The 19,895-nt window shown below is 56.0% G+C and carries 9 protein-coding genes, 2 tRNA genes and 4 rRNA genes; 4 read left to right on the top strand and 11 right to left on the bottom strand.

Features of this window, described 5'->3' with window-relative positions:
• Positions 1 to 91: 91 nt before the first annotated feature.
• Positions 92 to 2,038, bottom strand: a complete 1,947-nt coding sequence (gene lapD, locus PSH76_RS00635; RefSeq protein ID WP_305493433.1) for a cyclic di-GMP receptor LapD — start codon at positions 2,036 to 2,038, stop codon at positions 92 to 94.
• Positions 2,039 to 2,052: 14 nt separating this feature from the next.
• Positions 2,053 to 2,676, bottom strand: coding sequence for a cysteine protease LapG (lapG, locus tag PSH76_RS00630; RefSeq protein WP_019819857.1), 624 nt, complete (start codon positions 2,674 to 2,676; stop codon positions 2,053 to 2,055).
• A gap of 318 nt (positions 2,677 to 2,994) precedes the next feature.
• Here lapG and PSH76_RS00625 point away from each other — a divergent pair, with 318 nt between their 5' ends.
• From PSH76_RS00625 to PSH76_RS00610, 4 genes are all read left to right on the top strand, one after another.
• Positions 2,995 to 3,702: a GntR family transcriptional regulator gene (locus PSH76_RS00625; protein ID WP_032894258.1), complete on the top strand. Its 708-nt coding sequence runs from the start codon at positions 2,995 to 2,997 to the stop codon at positions 3,700 to 3,702.
• Positions 3,703 to 4,083: 381 nt separating this feature from the next.
• The gene (locus PSH76_RS00620; RefSeq protein WP_305493432.1) at positions 4,084 to 4,842 is read left to right on the top strand and encodes a DUF3050 domain-containing protein; all 759 of its coding nucleotides are present in this window, start codon (positions 4,084 to 4,086) and stop codon (positions 4,840 to 4,842) included.
• Entirely contained in the window at positions 4,839 to 5,786 is a 948-nt protein-coding gene (locus tag PSH76_RS00615; RefSeq protein WP_032894262.1) for a diiron oxygenase, read from the top strand. The genes PSH76_RS00620 and PSH76_RS00615 overlap by 4 nt, the downstream gene beginning before the upstream one ends.
• Complete coding sequence (locus tag PSH76_RS00610; RefSeq protein WP_305493431.1) at positions 5,783 to 9,160, top strand: amino acid adenylation domain-containing protein; 3,378 nt, start codon at positions 5,783 to 5,785, stop codon at positions 9,158 to 9,160. Before PSH76_RS00615 ends, PSH76_RS00610 begins: the two co-directional genes overlap by 4 nt.
• Before the next feature lie 61 nt (positions 9,161 to 9,221).
• On the opposite strand, the gene PSH76_RS00605 is transcribed toward PSH76_RS00610, so the two are convergent.
• From PSH76_RS00605 to PSH76_RS00565, 9 genes are all read right to left on the bottom strand, one after another.
• On the bottom strand, positions 9,222 to 11,102 hold the full coding sequence (locus PSH76_RS00605) for a methyl-accepting chemotaxis protein (protein WP_044270342.1): 1,881 nt from the start codon (positions 11,100 to 11,102) through the stop codon (positions 9,222 to 9,224).
• Between the two features lie 274 nt (positions 11,103 to 11,376).
• Positions 11,377 to 11,492, bottom strand: a 5S ribosomal RNA gene (gene rrf / locus PSH76_RS00600).
• Positions 11,493 to 11,601: 109 nt separating this feature from the next.
• Positions 11,602 to 11,717 (bottom strand): 5S ribosomal RNA (rrf, locus tag PSH76_RS00595).
• 158 nt (positions 11,718 to 11,875) lie between these two features.
• Positions 11,876 to 14,762, bottom strand: a 23S ribosomal RNA gene (locus tag PSH76_RS00590).
• A gap of 247 nt (positions 14,763 to 15,009) precedes the next feature.
• Positions 15,010 to 15,085, bottom strand: a tRNA-Ala gene (locus PSH76_RS00585).
• 30 nt (positions 15,086 to 15,115) lie between these two features.
• Positions 15,116 to 15,192 (bottom strand) — tRNA-Ile (locus PSH76_RS00580).
• 82 nt (positions 15,193 to 15,274) lie between these two features.
• A 16S ribosomal RNA gene (locus PSH76_RS00575) occupies positions 15,275 to 16,811 on the bottom strand.
• Together the 16S, 23S and 5S rRNA genes with 2 tRNA genes alongside form the textbook arrangement of a ribosomal RNA operon.
• 565 nt (positions 16,812 to 17,376) lie before the next feature.
• The gene (locus PSH76_RS00570; RefSeq protein ID WP_305493430.1) at positions 17,377 to 18,597 is read right to left on the bottom strand and encodes a CaiB/BaiF CoA-transferase family protein; all 1,221 of its coding nucleotides are present in this window, start codon (positions 18,595 to 18,597) and stop codon (positions 17,377 to 17,379) included.
• Positions 18,598 to 18,610: 13 nt separating this feature from the next.
• Positions 18,611 to 19,792: an acyl-CoA dehydrogenase gene (locus tag PSH76_RS00565; RefSeq protein ID WP_003187423.1), complete on the bottom strand. Its 1,182-nt coding sequence runs from the start codon at positions 19,790 to 19,792 to the stop codon at positions 18,611 to 18,613.
• Positions 19,793 to 19,895 lie beyond the last annotated feature (103 nt).

The raw sequence follows: 19,895 nt of genomic DNA, 5'->3' as shown, positions 1-19,895 counted from the left end.
GCTCGCGAAAAAACTGAAATCGCCACGGGGTGTCAGGCTTTGCGCGTTATCGTTGGCGATCTTCGCGAGCAAGCTCGCTCCTACAGGTAAATTATTTCCAGGGTGCGGGTTCGCCAAACAGTTGGCCCTGCACACCGAAAATTCCCATCTCACGAATCACCTTCAGTTCGCCCTCGGTCTCTACACGCTCGGCAATCAGCGGCAGGTCAATGCTATGGGCCGCTCGCTGGATGGCCTCGATAAACAGGCGCTTGTCACTTTCCTGGTCGATGGCGCGAATGTAGCTGCCGTCGATCTTCAGGTACGCCAGGCCCAGGCGCGCCAGGTTGCCGATCATGCTGAACCGCCCACCGAAACGTTGCAGGCTGAGGGAGAAGCCCAGCTCGCGCAGGCGCTGGGTCATCTGTTCCAGCACGTGCTGCTCAGGCAGTTGCTCTTCACCGATCTCCAGGGTGAGGCGCGGGCCCAGGTTGCTGTGCTGGCGTAGCAGGTCATAAATGCGGTTCAGAGCCTGGGTGTCCTGCAGGGTCGCGGCCGAGAGGTTCAGCGCCAGGTTCTCGGTGTGGCTGCTCATCTGCTTGAGCACCTGCTCCAGCATCAGGCGGTCCAGGCGGGCCGACCAACCGAAGCGCTCCAGCCACGGCAGGAAGCGCCCGGCCGGTATGGTGCGGCCGTCCTCGTCTTGCAAGCGCGACAGCACTTTGTAGTGCAAGACCAACTGTGGGTCCTGGCTGGCCACCACTGGCTGGAAGTACAGCTGGAAGCGCTGCTGGGTCAGGGCCTGGTCCAGCAAGGTGTGCCAGGCATGGTGATCGTCTCCCACGCTGGCGGCGGCGCTGCGGTCCAGGCACACCCAACTGGTGTCGCCCTGCGCTTGGGCCTGGGCCAGGGCCTGGTCGGCCAGGGTCAACAAGGCTTGGGGCGCATCGCCATGGCTGAACGGCGCCAGGCCGATATAGGCGACCGGCGTAACGTCGCTGGCACCGGTCGCTTGCAGGCTGAGCAAAGTGCTTTCCAGGTTCTGCGCCAGTTGCACCGCTTCTTCACGCATCAACCCTGGCGCCAGCACGGCGAACTCACCACCACGAATACGGGTGACGAGGTTATGGGTTTCCGGGTACGGCGCGCACTGGCGCAGCAGTTGTTCGCCAACCGCTTGCAGCAACTGGTCGGTGCGCTGGCCGCCCAGGCGCTGGTTGAGGCCGGCCAGGTCTTTGACCCGCAGCAACAGCAGGTAGCCGGAGTTGGTCTCTTCCGGGTTACTGACGCGGGCGTTGAGCTGCATCTCGAAATAACGGCGGTTGGCGAGGCCGGTGAGGTTGTCCTGATAGGATTCGGTGCGCAGTTTTTCGCTACGCTCGGCCTGCTCCTGGAACAGCGCCTTGAGCTTTTCCACCATCTGGTTCATGGCCTGTACCACGCGACGCAGTTCTGGCGTGCGGGGCAAGTCAGGCAGGCTGAGGAACTCGCGGCGGGCAATGGCGTGGGATTGCTTGACCATATAGTCCAACGGCTTCAATTGCCGGCGCAGCAGCAGCCCACCGAGCACCACGCTGACCGCGCCGCACAGCAGTAACCAGCCCAGGCTACCCAGGGCGCTTTGCCAGAGCTTGGCCAGGGCGAACATCGGATGGCTGACCACTTCTACCCGTGCGGCCTGTTCCCAGCCACGGCTGACCAACGCATCACCGCCGGCCGGCTCCAGGCCGATCAACTTGACGAACCAGTTGGGCACGCCGTTGTTGTCCGGGATACCGCTGCGCTCGACGATGGTTTTGTCGGTGGCCAGGTCCACGACGCGGATGCTGGCGTAGTAACCGCTGTCGAAGATCGAGCTGACCAGCAGCTCCACCATGGCCGGGTCGTCGATATTCGGGGTCAGCGACAGCGCCAACGCCGTCGCGGCGTCCTGGGCGTGGGAACGCAGTTGGTTGACGTACTGGGTGCGCGAGCTTTCCAGGCTGACCATGAAGCTGCCGCTGAAGGCGACCACCAGGAACAGACAGATTGCGATCAATAGCTGTTTGAACAGAGACATCCGATCAGTTACTCCTAGTTGGCAGGCTCGGCTGGAAAGCCTTCCGCACGCATTTTTCTCAACACATCCTGCCAGCGCGACAGGCGTTTGGTATCACCGACTTTCTTGTTGCCCTTGGCACCGGGCAAGTACAGCCCCTCGGCGTTGAATGAGTACACCGGGACCAGATCGGTGCGACGGGTGGCCGGCAGGATCTCATCCATCAGGCTGTCGAGCACCAGTGGTACGGCGTCGGGGGTCGAGTAATAGGTCAGGACCATGTGCGCTCGATTCTGCCGCAGGGCCTTGACGTACGTAATGCGCAGTTTGTCGCTGGACACCCCCAGATGACGCAAACTGAAATACTTTGCGATGGCGTAGTCTTCGCAGTCACCGGCGCCTTTCCAGAGTGCTTCGACGGGTGTCTCCCAATAATCGACAACGTGCCAGAGATCGATGTCTTCCACGTAGGTCATTTGCTTGTTGAAGAACAAATTGACGACCTTGAGCTGGTCCTGCTCGCTGACCTGTTTTTCGCTCGCCAATAGCCGCTGCCAGGCGTCGATACGCTGCTGGCCTTGGCCCAACGGCCCGTAGACGGCGGTGGCCTTGCGGCTGATCTGCGAGAAATCCCAATCGGCACGCAGCCCGCCAAGCATCAGGCCAGCCAGTAAAATTGCTGATAAAAGCCAGCAAAGCAGTCGATAGGGAATAAAACTTACCGCCAAAGTGTTCAGTCCATGAAAGAGACGGAATTTCAAGGAATGGTGAAGCCTGGCCCTACAAAAAACAATGGCACAGTGCAATCATTCGCGGGAGCCGCGTTTTATAACCGCCCCTTGTGAGAGACACAAAGTATGCTGTGTAAGCCCTTACAAACGGAAACTTTGGCTGTTTGACAAGCGCTTGGCCCATCTTTAGTGTTCTTTGGATCCAATTAGCCAATCTATTATTCAAAAAGGGAGGATAGCGCAACCGTGACGCAGAAGCCGAACCCATTAAGCAGCATCAAAATCAGCGGGCCTATTCCCGCCCATCTTGCGCGCTCGGTTATTGAAGAAACCTTGCGTAATGCCATCCTCGATGGGCGACTGCCCTGTGGCACCGCCATGCGCCAGCAAGAACTGGCCAGCCTGTTCGGCGTCAGCCGCATGCCCGTGCGCGAAGCCTTGCGCCAGCTGGAGGCGCAATCCTTGCTGCATGTGGTGACTCACAAGGGCGCCGTCGTTGCCCCCTTGATCGAGGACAATTCGGCTGAGACCTATGCCTTGCGCATGCTGCTGGAGTCCGAAGCCCTGCGCCTGTCGATTCCGTTGCTCACCGACGCGGACCTTGCTCAAGCCGAGGCCTGTATCAATGCACTGGAAAGCGAAAAAGACTACACCGAAATTGGTCGGCTCAATCGCCTGTTCCACATGGTGTTGTATGGCAAGGCGCCCAACCAGCGGCTACTCACTCTGGTCGAGCACGGGTTGAACGAGGAGGAGCGCTTCCTGCGCTTCAACCTTGAAGCGATGGGGCTGGGCGAGACTTCCCAGGAGGATCACCGCGAACTGCTGAGCCTGGTGGCACAGAAGAGGGTCGAGGAGAGCATCCTGACGCTGCGTAATCACTTGATGCGTGGCATGGAGGTAATCGCGACCTACCTCAGGGGCCTTGAGAGCGCCGACAAAAAAGCCGTGTAGTCGGTTTTTTCGCCTGAGCCCTTAATACTTATGTGACGGAGCAACTTCCCTATCAGGATTGTTGCTCCGTCAGAAATATTAAAAAAATCAACTAAAGGATAATTAACGCTGACTTAGTGCACGGAAAAATCCCACCTATATCCGGGCAACTTACCGCACATATAAATACCCGCAAAGTCCTTTAATACATTTGTATACCGGTTCAAACATTCAATCAGCTTACTATCTTCGCCTAGCAAGCTCCGCTTTCCCAAACCGCTGCGACCGCCTACTTAAAAGGCAGCGTCGTGCACGTGATCGTGGCCAAGTTACTCTTACATCCACAACTATAATATTCCAACACTGCTTTTACAGCACTCGCAACAACTATAGGCGTCAACCATGCATCAATATTTACTTGAGCAAAAAAAACAAAAACTTTTCGGCCACCCGTTATTTATAGAAATAACCACCCTTGGCAAGTTACAACACTTTATGCAATACCATGTATTTGCCGTGTGGGACTTCATGAGCCTGACCAAACGCCTGCAACAGGACCTGACCTGCACGCAACTGCCCTGGCTCCCCTGCGCTGACCCGCACGCTGCCCGCCTGATCAATGAAATCGTATTGGCGGAAGAGTCGGACGAGCACCCGACACGGGGCTATTGCAGCCACTTCGAGCTGTACCTGGACGCCATGACGGAAGTGGGCGCCAGCACTGTCGCAATCACCCGCTTTATCGAGTTGCAAAGCCAGGGAGTGGAGGTAAGCGCAGCGTTGCAAATGATCGGTGCGCCCCAGGGCGTGGCCCGCTTCGTCGACAGCACCTTGCAAATCGCATTGAGCGCCCCGACCCACTGTGTGGCAGCGGCGTTCCTGCATGGCCGCGAGAGTGTGATTCCGTCGATGTTCGAGAGGCTTTTGCATAGCCATGTTTTCATAGGTCGGCAGGCCCCTACGTTATGTCACTACCTCAGCCGCCATATCGATATGGACAGCGATGATCACGGGCCTGCGGCGCATCAGTTGCTACAGCGCCTGATCGAAGCAGACCCCAGCCGTCAGCGAGAGGCCGATAACACCGCCCTGGGCGCCGTGGAGAGTCGTATTACCCTCTGGGACGACGTACTGGCCTCGATGCAAGAGGTACGCCCGTGAACGCCGCCCACTACCAATCCTTTGCCGATGACTGGGAGCGTCGCGCAACCATCCGCACACGCCCCCGGCGGATGTTGGAAGACGACGACAAACTCATCTTCCCCCTGTGCCGCCAGCCTCTGGTGCTGAGTGCAACCTTTCTCAAGCACTGCCCACAATGGCGCGACTTCGTGCTGGTGCAAAGCTTTTATAAATTCATCAATGACGTGGTGATTTTCGAAACCGAGATCGTCGACAAAACCGCGCGCAGCATCGCTAAAAATCGCTTCTCCCTGCCCTTCCCCCTCGCCTGCCGCTACGACGCGATGACGGTCGTTGTCGACGAGGATTACCACGCGCTGGTCGCGCTGGATTTCCTGCAGCAAGCCGTGGAGATGACCGGAATCCAACCACTTGATCTACCCGGGCAAATTGAATTGGGCCGCGCGCTGCCGGCAGCCCAGGCGCAGGTACCGGTATATTTGCACGATGCCGTTGAGTTGATCGGCGTCGCCATCGCCGAGAACACCGTCACCCATGACGTCGCAGCATTTTCCAAAGACGGCAGCGTCAAATCCTCTGTCCGCGGCCTGATGGCCGATCATCTGTTTGATGAAGGGCGGCATGCGCGGTTCTGGACACAGTTGGTGCGTCTCTACTGGCAATCGGCAAGCTCGCAAGCTCGCGACCACATTGCTCAAGCCCTGCCCGTGTTCCTGACGCACTACCTGACCAACGACCTACAGAAAGACTTCGATCTGCAACTGATCGAACACTTGGTTATCAGTGCCGACGCTCGCCTGGCACTGCGCGATGAAATCCAGGCGCTGGACTTTCCCATCACCCATCAACATCCGCTGGTGGCCAATATCATGGGCTTTCTGCACCACAGCGGTGTCCTGCAAACCCCTAGCGTGGCACGAGCCCTGAGCGACTACCTGCCCGTATCGAGGAGGTTGGCATGAGGCGCTTGCAGATCGAGTGGCGGGGCACCAGTAAAGCTCTGGAGGCGCTCAAGCAGGAGCTGGAGCAATATGGGCATGTGGCAGGAACGGGGTCTGTCGACCTGGTGATTGACGACGGGAGTCAGCCGCTGCCGCCCTCGCCCACCAGTGCGCCTTGGTTAAGCTTGCGCGTGGGTGTCGGCCCGCTCCGCGAACACGGGCTGCCCTTACTGCAGTTACGCTGCTATGACCGCGAGCGGCGCCTGCTAGCTGTGCAAGACGTTGCCGAGGAGCCCAGCGGCAATGGGCAGCGGTTGCGCCAGCAGGCAACGGATGGATTGGTGGAGTGCACTGCTTTGTTGGTCTGCGGTTTCTCAAGAGACCCCGCTTATTTCTCGGCAACGGCCACTGCTAACGCCTGGCCTGAACAGAGTCTGCAAGAGCTGGATGCCTTGGCTTTCATGCACCGGTTCAACCACACGGCAGACCCTGCCTTACTGCACGCGGCCCGGACGCCCATGATCGAACGGCTGCAGGCCAGCCTTCATACCTTCGCGCATCGAACCGCGCTGAACATCGCCGGTCACGTGCTGACTTATCGGCAGCTCGAGCAAAAAGCCATGGCAATCCAACAACGCCTGCTTCCCCTGCTGGAGAGTGCCGAGTCACCCCGAGTAGTCGGCGTATGCTTGGAGAAATCCGCCGAGCTGTACGCCAGCATTCTTGCGGTGCTTGGCTGTGGCGCCGTGTATTTGCCGTTGGTGCCGGACCACCCGCAGCAACGCCAGCACTGCATGCTGACCAGCCTCAAGGCTTGTGTGCTGCTGGAGAATGGCCAGCACCCGCTGCGAGAGCGTTTCGTTTCACTGGATGTGAGCCAGATCGCCGCGCATAGCGCCGACATGACGCAACCGCTGATGCGCCATCGTCCCGGTGCCGACGAGCCCTGCGTGGCACTGTTCACCTCGGGTACGACGGGCCAGCCTAAGGGGGTACTGCTTAGCCAATACAACCTGGCGCATTTCACGGCCTGGCTCGTCAGGCGCGTGGCGTTGGATCAACACAGCCGCGTCCTGCAGTTTTCGTCGCTGGGCTTTGATTCGTCACTGATCGATATTTTCCCGGCCTTGATCGCCGGCGCCGAGTTGATTGTCCCCAGTGCAGACCAACGTCACGACCCTCAGCAACTGGTAGAGCTGATTCGCCAGCAACGCGTCACGCATGGGTTCGTGCCACCGGCGCTGCTCAGTATCCTGCCGCTGGATCAGCCGTTAGGAATGTCTCATCTGCTGACCGGAGGTGATTTCTGCGAGCCCTGCGTGATCGAACAACTGGCCGGTCAATGCCAACTACATAACCTCTATGGGCCGACCGAGGCCACTGTGTTGGTGACCCATCGGGTATTCCAGCGAGGTGACAGCCATCGCAATATTGGACTTCCCATCGCCAACAGCCAGGTGCTGATCCTCGATGGGAACCTGCAGCCCGTAGATGAACAGGTAATGGGCGACTTGTACATTGTCGGCCCGGGCGTAAGCCTGGGTTATTCGAATACACCGGCGCTGGCCGACAATCCGTTCGTGGCACTGACACTGCCCAATGGGCAAGTGCTGCAGGCTTATCGCAGCGGCGACTTGGCGAAATGGACGCAAGAAGGCATCGAACTGGGTGGCCGCCGAGATGAACAAGTCAAGATTCGCGGTTTTCGAGTTCAGCCCCAGGATATTGAGCAGTGCTTGCGCGACAGTCGCTTGTTTCGCCAAGTGGCAGTGGTGATCGATGCGGCACACAGAGTCATCGGGTTTGCCGCCCGGCCAGAACCTGGCGCTACGCTGGCAAGCCTGAAGGAACACGCTCGGCAATGGTTGCCCGTGCACATGCAGCCAAGCGCCTGGAGCGAGCTGGCAGGCATGCCCCGTTCTGATAACGGCAAGATCGATCGCAAAGCCTTACTGGCCATGCCAATACCCACACCCGTCGAGGTGAGCCGCTGCCGCGTACGAGACCCTTTGCAGGCACAACTGGCTGACCTGTGGGGTGAACTGTTGGGATTACCCGCTGGCGACCTCTCGATCGATGAAAGTTTTTTCAACCTGGGTGGCCACTCCATCCTGCTGTCGACGCTGTTGCTACGCCTGCGCGAGCAGTTTGGCCGTAGCTTCTGCCTGAGCCCCTTTTTTGAAACGCCGACCATCCGCACATTGGCCGCACTCATGGATGGCAGCGCGCTGCCGGATACCCAGTCCAACCAGATGGAGCAAGACGCGACGCAAGCACTGGCGGTCGAAGTGCTGCCCGAGGCCCTTGCGGGAGATTCGCGCAAAGCCATCGTCACTGGCGCGAACAGCTTTGTCGGGGTGCATATCGTCCAGGCACTGCTGGCTGGCGGAGCGCAGGACGTGGCGTGCCTGGTGCGTGAGTTGCCCGGCCATTCGGCGGCGGCAAGGTTCGCCCAGGCATTGCGTGAATACCGCTTGGAACATCTGGACCTGAGCCGAGTGCAGGTATACGCCGCTGATATTCGTAAACCCCGCCTGAGCTTGGCGGACGATGTGTACGAGCACCTCGCCCGTCATTACGGCGTGGTGGTGCATAACGCCGCGCAGGTCAATCATGTGATGGATTACGCCTCACTCGCCAAGGACAACGTCGAACCTCTGCTGGAGTGCCTGCGTCTTTGCGAGACCCACTGCAAGAAGGTCCTCAATTTCATCTCGACGCTGTCAGCCTGCAGCAGCGTGGACGTCGATGGCTACGTACTTGAAGCGCCTGCCCAGCGCACACTGCCGCTCTACGTGAAAAACGGCTACAACCTCTCCAAGTGGGTCGCCGAGCGGCTATTAGGACGAGCAGTCGAGCAAGGGGCCTGGGTTAATATTCATCGGCCGGGGAATATCAGCTTCAACAGCCAGAACGGTGTCTGCCAACCACAGAAAAACCGCTTGCTGTTGATGCTCAAGGGGTCTCTGCAATTGGGGTTGGTGCCGCGACTGGAGGCCAATTTCGATCTGATGCCGGTGGACTTCCTGGCGCGTTTCATCGCCTTCCACAGCGCTCATTTTGACCCTGGGCGAAACGTGTTCAACTTGCACAATCCGCAGCCCCTGAATTGGGATCAGTACCTTGATGCCTTCAGCGAGGCTGGGCACGTTTTTGACCGAGTCAGCGTTGAAGAGTGGCAACGAGCGTTGCGCAAAGTGAGCCGCGATAACGCCCTGTTCGGGGTGCTGGGCTTTTATCTGGACGGGCTGGGCGAAGACATCGGTGACACGTCGATGATCCGTTACGACAATGCCAGGTGGGGCTTGGAAAAAATGGGGATGTGCTATCCACCCAAGAGCCAGGCGCTGTTACGCAAAGGCTGCGACTACCTGAGCGCTATCAGCTTCCTCTGAATAGCACCGTGGACAGGGCCAAGCAGTCGGAGCGAGAGGCCTCGCTCCGATGCAGTCAGAATCAAATCTTGAAGCTATCGACCAATTGCTTCAATCGGCTGGCCTGCTGGGACAGCGCATCGCAGTCCTTGAGCGTCTCGTTGAGGTTGGCCACACCTTGCTGGTTCAAGAGGTTGATTTGGTTGATATCGACGTTGAGGGTTTCGACCACTGCGGTCTGCTCTTCAGTCGCGGCCGCGACGGATTGGTTCATGCCATCAATCTCAACGATACGTTGCGTCACGCTGACCAAGCGCTCACCTGCCTGGTTGGCGACTTCAACACTTTCTTCGCTGGAAGCCTGGCTGGCGTTCATGGTGGTCACAGCTTCACGCGAGCCCACTTGCAGCGAAGTGATCATCTTGTGGATTTCCTCTGCCGACTCCTGGGTACGGTGCGCCAAATTACGCACTTCATCCGCCACCACGGCAAAACCACGCCCGGCTTCACCAGCACGGGCCGCTTCGATCGCCGCGTTGAGGGCGAGCAAGTTGGTTTGCTGGGAAATGCCTTTGATCACATCCAGGATGTGCCCGATGTTGTCGGTACTGGCATTAAGGGTTTCGATCTGGGTGCAGGACAGGCTGATCTTCTGCGACAACTCGGACATCGCCTGGATAGTTTGCTCCACCACTTTACGACCATCGTCAGCTTGTTCGCTGGCACCACTGGCGTGCTGGGACGCGTCAGCGGCGTTACGCGCGATTTCCTGAGTGGCAGCGCCCAGTTCGTTGATGGCTGCGGCCACGCTGTTGGTACGCGCGCTCTGTTCGTCAGAACCGATGATCGACGCATTCGATGAAGCCATCACACGCTGGGACAAATCGTGCACCTGGCGCGTTGCCGAAGACACTTCGGAAATCGACGCGTGGATTCGCTCGACGAACTGGTTGAATGCACTGCCGACCTCGCCGAACTCATCCTTGCTGGTCACGTCGAGGCGTCGGGTCAAATCACCTTCGCCTTGGGCAATGTCCTGCATGGCCACGCCCATGGTGGTCAGCGGGCGCAACAGTACTTGAATCAACAGGCTCAGGAGCACCGCAATGGCCACAACGGCGATCAACATCGCAATCAAGGCCGAAGTACGGAATTTGCCCAGCGGGGCATAGGCTTTTTCTTTGTCGATCGACAGGCCTATGTACCAGTCAGCGCCTGGCAAGCCGCTGATAGGCGTGAAAGAGAGGATGCGATCCTGTCCTTTGAGTACGACGTCCTGATTGAGCTTCTCAATGCGCACGTTGGTGCCAGGGTAGATGTCCTTGAGGTTCTTCATCACCTGGTCCTGGTCTGGACTGACGATGACCTGGCCATCGCCGCTGACCAGAAACGCATGGCCAATGCCACCGAAGTCTACCGAGTTGATGATCTTCACCAGTGTCTGCAGGCTCAGGTCACCACCAACAACACCCAACAACTCGCCGTTCTTTTTCACCGGCATGGCAATTGTCACGATCTGACCGCCCACAGCCGCCATATAAGGCGGAGTAAGCATGGTTTTGTCCGCCACTACTGCTTGCTTGTACCAAGGGCGCTGACGAGGGTCGTAGTCGTCAGGCATCTTCGCGTCAGGGCGCTGGGTGAATACCCCGTTGGCTTGTCCCACATAGGTGAACTGGAAGTTGCTGGTGAACGCTGGTTGATCGACCAAACCAGGAAGATCGGCGGCGCTGCCCTGGTGGGCAACGTTCTGCGCCAGATTCTCGAGAACCAAGATGCGACCACTGAGCCAGTTCTGCACACTGCTGGCAGTGAGCTCGCCGGATTGCTGGATGGACGAAGTGAGGTTTTGCCTGATGGTGCTGCGCTGCAGGTAGTCGTTGTAGAGCGTGAATAACGCGAAGGCTAAAACCACGACGCCTGACGCGGCCAACAGAATTTTATGACTGAACTTGAGATTCATTTCATCGACTTCTTTTGCCAAAGGGGGGTGAGCGTGCCGAGTGGAACATTCCATGTAACGGGATAGGCGGACTCTGCGGTCGCTCTATTTCGGTGCACGCATGGCTCGTCAGGCTTTCGGCCAAACTTCGACAAATCTTAGGAGTTTGTGAGAAGCATCTTCTTTTAGCGTAGGAAACCGACAGGCGGTAGGGGTAAGGCAGATTGGCTGTGATGGGCTGCCCTAAACGACAAAACCCCTGTCTGCGTTAGCAGACAGGGGTTTCGGAATTCAATCTTGACGATGACCTACTCTCACATGGGGAAACCCCACACTACCATCGGCGATGCATCGTTTCACTGCTGAGTTCGGGATGGGATCAGGTGGTTCCAATGCTCTATGGTCGTCAAGAAATTCTGTGTACCAGACCGTTGCGTTGGCAACGTGCCGGTGAAATTCATGAGCTTCTACATAAACAAAACCCCTGTCTGCGTTAGCAGACAGGGGTTTTGGAATTTAATCTTGACGATGACCTACTCTCACATGGGGAAACCCCACACTACCATCGGCGATGCATCGTTTCACTGCTGAGTTCGGGATGGGATCAGGTGGTTCCAATGCTCTATGGTCGTCAAGAAATTCGGGTACTGAGTCGCTGCCAGTTGGCCTCGCTTCAGCAAATTGGGTACGTGATAGATCTCGGTGTTTTGTGAGCGTCGAACTTTCGGTTCATTTTCGTCTTCACACACCGCAATCTGATGCTCGTTAGAGTAGTCAAATTGCTTGGGTGTTATATGGTCAAGCCTCACGGGCAATTATAGGTTAGCTCAACGCCTCACAGCGCTTACACACCCAACCTATCAACGTCGTAGTCTTCGACGGCCCTTCAGGGAACTCAAGGTTCCAGTGAGATCTCATCTTGAGGCTAGTTTCCCGCTTAGATGCTTTCAGCGGTTATCTATTCCGAACATAGCTACCCGGCAATGCCACTGGCGTGACAACCGGAACACCAGAGGTTCGTCCACTCCGGTCCTCTCGTACTAGGAGCAGCCCCTCTCAAATCTCAAACGTCCACGGCAGATAGGGACCGAACTGTCTCACGACGTTCTAAACCCAGCTCGCGTACCACTTTAAATGGCGAACAGCCATACCCTTGGGACCGGCTTCAGCCCCAGGATGTGATGAGCCGACATCGAGGTGCCAAACACCGCCGTCGATATGAACTCTTGGGCGGTATCAGCCTGTTATCCCCGGAGTACCTTTTATCCGTTGAGCGATGGCCCTTCCATACAGAACCACCGGATCACTAAGACCTACTTTCGTACCTGCTCGACGTGTCTGTCTCGCAGTCAAGCGCGCTTTTGCCTTTATACTCTACGACCGATTTCCGACCGGTCTGAGCGCACCTTCGTACTCCTCCGTTACTCTTTAGGAGGAGACCGCCCCAGTCAAACTACCCACCATACACTGTCCTCGATCCGGATAACGGACCTGAGTTAGAACCTCAAAGTTGCCAGGGTGGTATTTCAAGGATGGCTCCACGCAGACTGGCGTCCACGCTTCAAAGCCTCCCACCTATCCTACACAAGCAAATTCAAAGTCCAGTGCAAAGCTATAGTAAAGGTTCACGGGGTCTTTCCGTCTAGCCGCGGATACACTGCATCTTCACAGCGATTTCAATTTCACTGAGTCTCGGGTGGAGACAGCGCCGCCATCGTTACGCCATTCGTGCAGGTCGGAACTTACCCGACAAGGAATTTCGCTACCTTAGGACCGTTATAGTTACGGCCGCCGTTTACCGGGGCTTCGATCAAGAGCTTCGCGTTAGCTAACCCCATCAATTAACCTTCCGGCACCGGGCAGGCGTCACACCCTATACGTCCACTTTCGTGTTTGCAGAGTGCTGTGTTTTTAATAAACAGTCGCAGCGGCCTGGTATCTTCGACCGGCATGAGCTTACGGAGCAAGTCCTTCACCCTCACCGGCGCACCTTCTCCCGAAGTTACGGTGCCATTTTGCCTAGTTCCTTCACCCGAGTTCTCTCAAGCGCCTTGGTATTCTCTACCCAACCACCTGTGTCGGTTTGGGGTACGGTTCCTGGTTACCTGAAGCTTAGAAGCTTTTCTTGGAAGCATGGCATCAACCACTTCGTTACTAAAAGTAACTCGTCATCAGCTCTCGGCCTTAGAATCCCGGATTTACCTAAGATTCCAGCCTACCACCTTAAACTTGGACAACCAACGCCAAGCTGGCCTAGCCTTCTCCGTCCCTCCATCGCAATAACCAGAAGTACAGGAATATTAACCTGTTTTCCATCGACTACGCTTTTCAGCCTCGCCTTAGGGACCGACTAACCCTGCGTCGATTAACGTTGCGCAGGAAACCTTGGTCTTTCGGCGTGGGTGTTTTTCACACCCATTATCGTTACTCATGTCAGCATTCGCACTTCTGATACCTCCAGCAAGCTTCTCAACTCACCTTCACAGGCTTACAGAACGCTCCTCTACCGCATCACTTACGTGATACCCGTAGCTTCGGTGTATGGTTTGAGCCCCGTTACATCTTCCGCGCAGGCCGACTCGACTAGTGAGCTATTACGCTTTCTTTAAAGGGTGGCTGCTTCTAAGCCAACCTCCTAGCTGTCTAAGCCTTCCCACATCGTTTCCCACTTAACCATAACTTTGGGACCTTAGCTGACGGTCTGGGTTGTTTCCCTTTTCACGACGGACGTTAGCACCCGCCGTGTGTCTCCCATGCTCGGCACTTGTAGGTATTCGGAGTTTGCATCGGTTTGGTAAGTCGGGATGACCCCCTAGCCGAAACAGTGCTCTACCCCCTACAGTGATACATGAGGCGCTACCTAAATAGCTTTCGAGGAGAACCAGCTATCTCCGAGCTTGATTAGCCTTTCACTCCGATCCACAGGTCATCCGCTAACTTTTCAACGGTAGTCGGTTCGGTCCTCCAGTTAGTGTTACCCAACCTTCAACCTGCCCATGGATAGATCGCCCGGTTTCGGGTCTATTCCCAGCGACTAGACGCCCTATTAAGACTCGCTTTCGCTACGCCTCCCCTATTCGGTTAAGCTCGCCACTGAAAATAAGTCGCTGACCCATTATACAAAAGGTACGCAGTCACCCAACAAAGTGGGCTCCCACTGCTTGTACGCATACGGTTTCAGGATCTATTTCACTCCCCTCTCCGGGGTTCTTTTCGCCTTTCCCTCACGGTACTAGTTCACTATCGGTCAGTCAGTAGTATTTAGCCTTGGAGGATGGTCCCCCCATATTCAGACAAAGTTTCTCGTGCTCCGTCCTACTCGATTTCATGACTAAGAGATTTTCGCGTACAGGGCTATCACCCACTATGGCCGCACTTTCCAGAGCGTTCCGCTAATCTCAAAGCCACTTAAGGGCTAGTCCCCGTTCGCTCGCCACTACTAAGGGAATCTCGGTTGATTTCTTTTCCTCAGGGTACTTAGATGTTTCAGTTCCCCTGGTTCGCTTCTTGCACCTATGTATTCAGTACAAGATAACCATCTTATGATGGCTGGGTTCCCCCATTCAGACATCTCCGGATCAAAGTCTGTTTGCCGACTCCCCGAAGCTTTTCGCAGGCTACCACGTCTTTCATCGCCTCTGACTGCCAAGGCATCCACCGTATGCGCTTCTTCACTTGACCATATAACCCCAAGCAATCTGGTTATACTGTGAAGACGACATTCGCCGAAAATTCGAATTTCTCAATTAAGAGAACTCACAAATTTTACCTTAGCCTGATCCGTTACCAGTGAAAGTAACGTTCAGTCTATCTTTCTATCACATACCCAAATTTTTAAAGAACGAACTAGTCAAAGACTAGAAATCAACATTCACCATCACAACGATGGAATGCTCATTTCTAAGCTTTATACAAACAGAAGCAGTAGTGGTGGAGCCAAACGGGATCGAACCGTTGACCTCCTGCGTGCAAGGCAGGCGCTCTCCCAGCTGAGCTATGGCCCCGTATTTCTACAGGCGTTTCCCACACAAAATTGGTGGGTCTGGGCAGATTCGAACTGCCGACCTCACCCTTATCAGGGGTGCGCTCTAACCAACTGAGCTACAGACCCAATTTCGGGCTGCTTCTTTTCGTCTTCTTCAATGAATCAAGCAATTCGTGTGGGAACTTATGGAGCAGCTGATGTCGTCGATTAAGGAGGTGATCCAGCCGCAGGTTCCCCTACGGCTACCTTGTTACGACTTCACCCCAGTCATGAATCACACCGTGGTAACCGTCCTCCCGAAGGTTAGACTAGCTACTTCTGGTGCAACCCACTCCCATGGTGTGACGGGCGGTGTGTACAAGGCCCGGGAACGTATTCACCGCGACATTCTGATTCGCGATTACTAGCGATTCCGACTTCACGCAGTCGAGTTGCAGACTGCGATCCGGACTACGATCGGTTTTATGGGATTAGCTCCACCTCGCGGCTTGGCAACCCTCTGTACCGACCATTGTAGCACGTGTGTAGCCCAGGCCGTAAGGGCCATGATGACTTGACGTCATCCCCACCTTCCTCCGGTTTGTCACCGGCAGTCTCCTTAGAGTGCCCACCATTACGTGCTGGTAACTAAGGACAAGGGTTGCGCTCGTTACGGGACTTAACCCAACATCTCACGACACGAGCTGACGACAGCCATGCAGCACCTGTCTCAATGTTCCCGAAGGCACCAATCTATCTCTAGAAAGTTCATTGGATGTCAAGGCCTGGTAAGGTTCTTCGCGTTGCTTCGAATTAAACCACATGCTCCACCGCTTGTGCGGGCCCCCGTCAATTCATTTGAGTTTTAACCTTGCGGCCGTACTCCCCAGGCGGTCAACTTAATGCGTTAGCTGCGCCACTAAAAGCTCAAGGCTTCCAACGGCTAGTTGACATCGTTTACGGCGTGGACTACCAGGGTATCTAATCCTGTTTGCTCCCCACGCTTTCGCACCTCAGTGTCAGTATTAGTCCAGGTGGTCGCCTTCGCCACTGGTGTTCCTTCCTATATCTACGCATTTCACCGCTACACAGGAAATTCCACCACCCTCTACCATACTCTAGTCAGTCAGTTTTGAATGCAGTTCCCAGGTTGAGCCCGGGGATTTCACATCCAACTTAACAAACCACCTACGCGCGCTTTACGCCCAGTAATTCCGATTAACGCTTGCACCCTCTGTATTACCGCGGCTGCTGGCACAGAGTTAGCCGGTGCTTATTCTGTCGGTAACGTCAAAATTGCAGAGTATTAATCTACAACCCTTCCTCCCAACTTAAAGTGCTTTACAATCCGAAGACCTTCTTCACACACGCGGCATGGCTGGATCAGGCTTTCGCCCATTGTCCAATATTCCCCACTGCTGCCTCCCGTAGGAGTCTGGACCGTGTCTCAGTTCCAGTGTGACTGATCATCCTCTCAGACCAGTTACGGATCGTCGCCTTGGTGAGCCATTACCTCACCAACTAGCTAATCCGACCTAGGCTCATCTGATAGCGCAAGGCCCGAAGGTCCCCTGCTTTCTCCCGTAGGACGTATGCGGTATTAGCGTCCGTTTCCGAACGTTATCCCCCACTACCAGGCAGATTCCTAGGCATTACTCACCCGTCCGCCGCTCTCAAGAGAAGCAAGCTTCTCTCTACCGCTCGACTTGCATGTGTTAGGCCTGCCGCCAGCGTTCAATCTGAGCCATGATCAAACTCTTCAGTTCAAACATCTTTGGGTTTTTAAGAAACCCTAAACTTGGCTCAGCAATCGTTGGTTACATCTTTGATTTCTCGCGGAGTAACTTGTGATGCTGATAATCTTGTTGACTATCAGTCTGACCCCACAAGCACCCACACGAATTGCTTGATTCAGTTGTTAAAGAGCGGTTGGTTAAGATCTTTCGTCTCAACCGAGGCGCGCATTCTACAGCAGCCTCATTTGCTGTCAAGTGGTTATTTTCAGAAGTTTTCGAAGATTTATTCAATAACTTCAACCACTTGCGCTTGCGATCTCTCGTAAGCGGGAGGCGAATTCTACAGCGTTACACGCTGCTGTCAACACCTCTTTTTCAACTTCCTTTTGGCTTCGATGAACTGAAGCAACTTGCTGTCGAGAACTACGTAACTCATTGTTTACCAAGGAGTTTTCCGTTTCGACTGCGCCGGAAGTGGGGCGAATTATAGACAGTTATAATTCGCCGTCAACTCTTAATTTTGCTTTTCTATCAATAAGTTAGCTTCGGTTAAAAAGCAGCCAGCACCCACTGCGCGCCTATATAGAAGGGAAGTTCAAATAACGCCCGCCTCCTTCAATGCGGCCACATGAGCAGCTCCCAGCCCCAGAACCCCCTGCAGCACCTCAAGCGTATGCTCCCCTAATAGAGGAGGCGCACTCCGGTACTCCACAGGCGTCTTGGATAAGCGTATCGGGCTCGCAACCTGGGGCACCGTCCCCGCCAATGCGTGAGGCAGCTCAATCGCCAAACCACGCGCCTGGACCTGAGGATCGGAAAACACCTGCGCCAGATCATTGATCGGCCCACACGGCACGCCCACTTGCTCCAGCTGCGACACCCACTCAGCGGTCGTCTTGAAGACCGTCGCCTGGCGAATCAAGGGGATCAGCTCCGCGCGATTAGCCACACGCGCGCGATTGGTGGCGAAACGCACGTCATCCACCCATTGTGGTTGTCCAGCGACTTCAGCGAATTTACGGAACTGCCCGTCGTTGCCTACGGTGAGAATGAAATCTCCATCGGCAGTGGGGAAATCCTGATAGGGCACAATATTAGGGTGAGCATTCCCCAGGCGCTTGGGCGGCGCCCCGGTTGTCAGGTAATTCATCGCCTGATTCGCCAGGCAAGCCACCTGCACATCCAGCAACGCCATATCGATGTGTTGCCCACCGCCATCGTGATCGCGATGAGCTAGCGCAGCCAGGATCGCCACAGTCGAATAAAGCCCGGTCAGGATATCGGTCAAGGCAACGCCAACCTTTACCGGCCCGGCCCCTTCATCCCCTTCAGGCCGCCCGGTCAGACTCATGAGCCCTCCCAAGCCCTGGATCATGAAATCGTAGCCAGCACGCATCGCATAGGGGCCCGTCTGACCAAACCCGGTGATGGAGCAGTAAATCAGCTCCGGGTTAACCTCTTTGAGGGATTCATAGTCCAGCCCATACGCAGCAAGGCCGCCCACCTTGAAGTTTTCGATCAGGATGTCCGACTTGGCAGCCAGGTCGCGCACCAGTTTCTGGCCTTCCGGCCGCGTAAAGTCGATGGTCACCGACTCTTTATTACGGTTGGCCGACAGGTAATACGCCGCCTCACTGGTATTCTCGCCATCCGCATCCTTAAGGAAGGGCGGCCCCCAAGCGCGCGTGTCATCGCCGCTGCCCGGCCTTTCGACCTTGATCACCTCGGCCCCAAGGTCTGCAAGAATCTGCCCGGACCAAGGGCCCGCGAGTACTCGCGACAAGTCCAGCACTCGCAGATGCGAAAGCGCGCCCATGACCATGCTCCTATTAATAGAACGCTTGAAGACCGGTTTGTGCGCGCCCCAGGATCAAGGCATGCACGTCATGGGTCCCTTCATAAGTGTTGACCACCTCCAGGTTGACCAAGTGGCGCGCTACCCCGAATTCGTCGGAGATGCCATTACCGCCCAGCATGTCCCGAGCCATACGCGCGATGTCCAATGACTTGCCACACGAGTTACGCTTCATGATCGATGTGATCTCAACCGCCGCCGTCCCCTCATCTTTCATCCGACCCAGGCGCAGGCAACCTTGCAGGGCCAAGGTAATCTCGGTCTGCATGTCGGCCAGCTTCTTCTGGATCAACTGAGTGGCGGCCAATGGGCGACCAAACTGCTGGCGATCAAGTGTGTACTGGCGCGCGGTATGCCAGCAGAACTCAGCAGCCCCCAGCGCGCCCCAGGAAATCCCGTACCGCGCCGAGTTAAGACAGGTAAAAGGGCCTTTCAAGCCACGGACATCCGGGAAGATATTTTCTTCCGGCACAAATACGTTATCCATGACGATTTCACCGGTAATCGAGGCCCGCAGACCCACCTTGCCGTGGATAGCCGGAGCGCTCAGGCCTTTCCAGCCTTTTTCCAGGACGAAGCCACGGATATCACCTGCATCATCTTTGCCCCACACCACAAACACATCCGCAATCGGACTGTTGGTGATCCACATCTTCGCGCCGGTCAGGCTGTAGCCGCCATCCACTTTGCGTGCACGAGTAATCATCGCACCCGGGTCGGAACCATGGTTGGGCTCGGTCAGCCCGAAGCAACCGATCCATTCGCCAGAGGCCAGTTTGGGCAGGTACTTCTGTTTTTGCGCCTCGGTACCGAACTCATTGATCGGCACCATGACCAGGGAAGACTGCACACTCATCATCGAGCGATAGCCGGAGTCGACACGCTCGACCTCACGCGCAATCAAACCATAGCTGACGTAGTTCAAACCACTGCCACCGTACTGCTCAGGGATCATCGCCCCCAGCAAACCGGTCTCGCCCATCTCACGAAAAATAGCGGGGTCTGTCTTTTCATGACGGAAGGCTTCGAGCACGCGAGGAGCCAGCTTGTCCTGAGCAAATTGCTCGGCGCTGTCACGCACCATGCGCTCTTCTTCGGTGAGCTGTTGATCCAGCAGCAGTGGATCGATCCAGTTGAAGCTTGCCTTGCCAGCCATGAATAAGTCCTCGCGGAAAAAATCAGAAGTCGTGGAACCAGACTAGGCGCGGTCAGCGCAGAGGGCAAACGAGGTTTTTGCATAGGCTTGTGCTAATTTCTCA

Origin of the sequence: Pseudomonas sp. FP215 (assembly GCF_030687795.1) — a bacterium.
Taxonomy (GTDB): Bacteria; Pseudomonadota; Gammaproteobacteria; order Pseudomonadales; family Pseudomonadaceae; genus Aquipseudomonas; species Aquipseudomonas salmasensis.
This window is presented reverse-complemented; position numbering and strand designations above follow the sequence as displayed.

What these genes read in the sequence shown, in the direction of transcription:
- lapD (WP_305493433.1), bottom strand. Translation starts at nt 2,038, where the DNA reads ATGTCTCTGTTCAAACAGCTATTGATCGCAATCTGTCTGTTCCTGGTG.
- lapG (WP_019819857.1), bottom strand. Translation starts at nt 2,676, where the DNA reads ATGCTTGGCGGGCTGCGTGCCGATTGGGATTTCTCGCAGATCAGCCGC.
- PSH76_RS00620 (WP_305493432.1), top strand. Translation starts at nt 4,084, where the DNA reads ATGCATCAATATTTACTTGAGCAAAAAAAACAAAAACTTTTCGGCCAC.
- PSH76_RS00610 (WP_305493431.1), top strand. Translation starts at nt 5,783, where the DNA reads ATGAGGCGCTTGCAGATCGAGTGGCGGGGCACCAGTAAAGCTCTGGAG.
- PSH76_RS00605 (WP_044270342.1), bottom strand. Translation starts at nt 11,102, where the DNA reads ATGAATCTCAAGTTCAGTCATAAAATTCTGTTGGCCGCGTCAGGCGTC.
- PSH76_RS00570 (WP_305493430.1), bottom strand. Translation starts at nt 18,597, where the DNA reads ATGGGCGCGCTTTCGCATCTGCGAGTGCTGGACTTGTCGCGAGTACTC.
- PSH76_RS00565 (WP_003187423.1), bottom strand. Translation starts at nt 19,792, where the DNA reads ATGGCTGGCAAGGCAAGCTTCAACTGGATCGATCCACTGCTGCTGGAT.